Origin of the sequence: Streptomyces sp. GESEQ-4 (assembly GCF_017948455.1) — a bacterium.
Lineage (GTDB): Bacteria > Actinomycetota > Actinomycetes > Streptomycetales > Streptomycetaceae > Streptomyces.
In genome coordinates this window covers 1-3,742 of sequence record NZ_JAFFSU010000060.1, presented here as the reverse complement: position 1 = coordinate 3,742, position 3,742 = coordinate 1, and the positions used below count along the sequence as shown (strand labels likewise).

5 protein-coding genes are annotated in these 3,742 nt (G+C 68.3%); 2 read left to right on the top strand and 3 right to left on the bottom strand.

Annotated features, from left to right (window positions below):
* On the bottom strand, positions 1-624 hold a 624-nt coding region (locus KCH48_RS41750; RefSeq protein ID WP_210582863.1), incomplete at its 3' end, for an HNH endonuclease family protein.
* Between the two features lie 295 nt (positions 625-919).
* On the opposite strand from KCH48_RS41750, the gene KCH48_RS41745 reads away from it, so the two are divergent.
* A complete protein-coding gene (locus tag KCH48_RS41745; protein ID WP_307841100.1) occupies positions 920-1,645 on the top strand; it encodes an HNH endonuclease family protein in 726 nt (241 codons plus the stop codon).
* Positions 1,646-1,830: 185 nt separating this feature from the next.
* On the opposite strand, the gene KCH48_RS41740 is transcribed toward KCH48_RS41745, so the two are convergent.
* Positions 1,831-2,097, bottom strand: coding sequence for a DUF6207 family protein (locus KCH48_RS41740; protein ID WP_307841099.1), 267 nt, complete (start codon positions 2,095-2,097; stop codon positions 1,831-1,833).
* Between the two features lie 72 nt (positions 2,098-2,169).
* On the opposite strand from KCH48_RS41740, the gene KCH48_RS41735 reads away from it, so the two are divergent.
* Positions 2,170-2,529 (top strand): hypothetical protein, encoded by a 360-nt coding sequence (locus tag KCH48_RS41735; protein ID WP_210582862.1) that lies wholly within the window; start codon positions 2,170-2,172, stop codon positions 2,527-2,529.
* A gap of 526 nt (positions 2,530-3,055) precedes the next feature.
* On the opposite strand, the gene KCH48_RS41730 is transcribed toward KCH48_RS41735, so the two are convergent.
* Positions 3,056-3,607: a hypothetical protein gene (locus KCH48_RS41730; RefSeq protein ID WP_210582861.1), complete on the bottom strand. Its 552-nt coding sequence runs from the start codon at positions 3,605-3,607 to the stop codon at positions 3,056-3,058.
* Between the last annotated feature and the right edge of the window lie 135 nt (positions 3,608-3,742).

Sequence of the window (3,742 nt, the reverse complement as noted above, 5' to 3'; positions counted from 1 at the left end):
GGTGTTGGGGCAGTCGGCGGCGAGGTCGGTCAGGGTGTGCTGCTCGGTGGCATCGACGGCCAGTGACCAGCGGAGTTTGATTACGGTCCAGTCGGCGACGTAGCGGCAGACGACCGGGGCGTCGGGAAGCCATGTGGCGGGGTCCTGGTCGGCCTTCTGCCGGTTGGATCGTGCGGTGACCGCGACCAGTGCGCGTTCGTCGCCGAGGTCGTTGGCGTACTGCTCACGCCGCTGCGCGCTCCAGGTGGAGGCGCCGGAGTCCCAGGCTTCGGCGAGCGGGACGAGGTGGTCGATGTCCAGGCCGCGGGCGCCTTCGACGTACTGGTTGTCGTACCAGGAGTACCACTGGCCCCCGGTGAGAGTGCACCTGCCGGTCACCGCGGGCGCGATCGTCGCTTCATCGAGGAGGACCTCGGCGCGGGTGGAGCATCCGTCGCGGTCGGCGTCGATCCAGTGGTTGAACAGGTCCCGGTCGTAGCCGGTGCGGTCCTCGTCAGCGACCGGCAGCGCGGCAACGGCCGAGTGCAGGGGGAGAGTCTCTTCGGCGTGGGCTGCCGGAGCGGCGACCGCGAGCGAGGCGATGGCCACAAGTCCGGCGCGAAGAAGGCGATTCGAGAGCTTCACGCCGTGTACATGTCCTTGCGTGCTGTGCGGCTATGCGAAGTCCCCGTGGATGCCGCACCTGTGGGTGAAATATTCATATGGGCCGATGGGCCGCCGTGAGGCTGCGTCCCAGCGAGGCGCCGGCATCACGAGTCCTAGCCGCCCCCGCGACCGGATGCAGACGCAGGCAGCCGGGGGCGTGGGGGAGGCGGGTGCGCACCTGACAGTGAGGCAGTGAGCCGCAAGTGCACCGTGCCCAACAGCCTGGGACGCTTGGGACGATGAGTCGCCATCAGAAGTCGAGCATGGAGCCCAAGTGTCGCTACGCCGCCATGCATTCGTCAGTGCCGGCTTGCTCCTGGCCACCGTCACCGGCTGCGGCACCGCCGTAACGTCCGAGGATGCAAAGCCAACCACCCCGACTATCACCACTCCGGCCGGTCGGTCCGCCGCGCCGGGCGGCACTCCCGGCGGTATCCCGCTTGCCGAGGCCGTCGCCCAGCTCCGTGCGGCGGAGGAAGTTGACCGCGACGGATATGACCGCGCCCGGTTCAAGCACTGGGTCGACGCTGATGACGATGCGTGCGATACCCGGTCCGAGGTTCTGATCGACGAGGCGGTCAAGGCCGTCCAGTACGGCGAGGCCTGCGAACTGACGGGTGGTAAGTGGCTGTCGTACTACGACGAGGTCACCCTCACCGAAGCCTCCGGGCTCGACATCGACCACATGGTGCCGTTGGAGGAGGCGTGGGCGTCGGGTGCCACGGGTTGGACGGACGAGCGGCGTGAGGCGTACGCCAACGACATCGGCACTGAGCGGTCGCTGGTCGCGGTCACCGCGAGGACCAACCGGTCCAAGGGCGGGAAGGACCCAGTGCGGTGGCTGCCGCCGGCCACATCGGGCACTGCACCTACGCCGTGGACTGGACCGCCACGAAACTCCGGTGGGGACCTGGCCGCGGACGACAAGGAACTCGCGGTGCTGAACAATCTGGTGGAGGACTGCCCGGACGCCACTGTGTCCATCAAGCCCGCAGCCTGAGCCGTGCGGTGTTCGGTTCTCTGAGAGCGGGCGGTCTCACGCCCCGGCACCGCGCCCGACCGGTTAGCTGAGGACCGACCGGGTGTCAGTGCCACTTCATCAGCACACCGCACGCGTCGGGGGCAGGTGTGGCACCGTGGACTTCGGGCCTGGTCCGTCGCTCCCCCCGTGGTGGCGGACCAGGCTTACTGCGTGCTGGTGACCGGCTCCGGCGGGGAGGCTTGGGCGAGGACCTGCCGCAGATCGGTGTACTTACGCAGCCGCACGCCGGGCTGGCCGACGTCCCGGGTGGTGCGCTCGGCGGTCGACGTCCCCCACGTTCGGGCGATCGCGTCCTGGAAGGCGAACACGGTGTCGTCGTCCAGGCCGGCCACATCGACAACGAGCAGGCCGGGTTCGGACAGGTGAGTTTCTCTGATCGGGTCCACGTCTGTCAGGACGTGCTCGGGCACGGCAGAGTTCTGTACGGCTCCGGATTCACCTGATCGGAGGAGTTGTCAGTGGCGGGGTTTACCGTCACCGGCATGACTACTTCGCCGTACTCCCGTGACAACGCGTGGGTGTTGGAGGCCACCATCCGGACAGCGTCCGCCGCCGATCCTCAATGGCAGGAGCAGCTGGACAGGCTCCGCACGATCGCAGCGTACGACTCAGCAACCCAGACGTGGCGTGCCTGCGTGGGTGCGCTCGACCTGACGGGCGTGCAGGTGCTGCAGACCCTCTTCGACGCCGCGCGCGTCCACGGCACCGAGGTGTGCCTCGCGCCCGTGGCAGCACCGGCGCACTGGGCGGGCCCCGCCTTCACGAGGGATCCGGGTGTGGCTGCACTGCTGGAGGCACAGGCCGACCGCGGACGGCCGCTGGGTCAGCTGCCGTGCGCCTGAAGGCGGTCGGCCAGCGGGGCCAGGTCGTACGCCTCGCCGCAGGGGCGACAGGCATAGAGGGCTCAGGGCGGCCCGGCCCAGAGCCTGCGTCCTCCATCCGTTGACGCGAACGAGGGGAGCTGGGGCGCCTCGGTACAGGGTGCGTAGCGGGTGAGCAGGGCGCGGGGTACCCGTACGAAGGTCTCGGACGGCTTGACGTCGCGTAGTGGCACGAGGTGTTCGGGGTCGGTCTCCCGTTCGCCTTGGACGAGGATCTCGTCTGTGCCGTCGACCGTTACAGGGTAGGGCAGTCGCTGTCGTCGCTGGTTGGGCCGAGGGACCTGAGCGTCATCTTGCCCTCCATCAGCGCTGGTTGGAGATCCAGCATGCGCAGGTTTGGCGGCGCGCGCCCGCGGTTTGCGGCAGATTGCCTGTGTGTACGAGGTTGCTCGGATTGCGCGCAAGCAGGGGGCAGCAGCTCACCACATGACGACGGCCCCGCCCGGAATCCTCCCGAGTGGGGCCCGTACGCATGACCTGCAACGCCTCAGTACCCCCGGGTCGTGACGTCGGTGATATCCACCGACACCTTCGTACCCGACGAAACAGTACTGATCACAGATGGCGTGTAGTTCAGACTCGTCTGGTCCGACAGTTCGGCCGTCTCGATGACCGGCCCGGACTCGTCGCCGCGGATCTCGTAGGTGATCTCGTACACGGCGTCCGGGTCGATGGACGTACTGTCAGCCAGGTAGGTCAGGTTCGGCTCGACCGTCAGGTTGCAGCCCGCCGATCCGAAGCACTGTCGGCTGGTGGTGCGCAGCTTGATCGTGAAGCTGTCGGCGTCGACCTCGTCGTACGTCGGCTCCGGGTCCGGCTCCTCCGCGGCTGGAGTCACGACGTCCGGGGCGCTCGACTTGGCGGTGGTGGCCGGCTTGCTGTCGTCGCCTGTGGCCTGCACGACGACAACGCCGGTGGCGACGACCGCGGCGATGACGGCAGCGGCCGCACCGATGATGATCGCGTTGGTGTGGTTCTTCACCACCGGCTGCTGCGGTGGCGGGAAGTCGGGCATGGGTGGTGGCGTGCTGTCGGTCATAGTCCCCCCAAGGACGTGGTGTGCAGGAGGGCATCATGCGTCCTCATGTGTGCCGCGTGGAGGGAGTGCGCCCGTGTTGTGACCATAGATGGGTGAAGGCCCCGGATCCTGCTGGATGACGCGCGGCGGAACGAC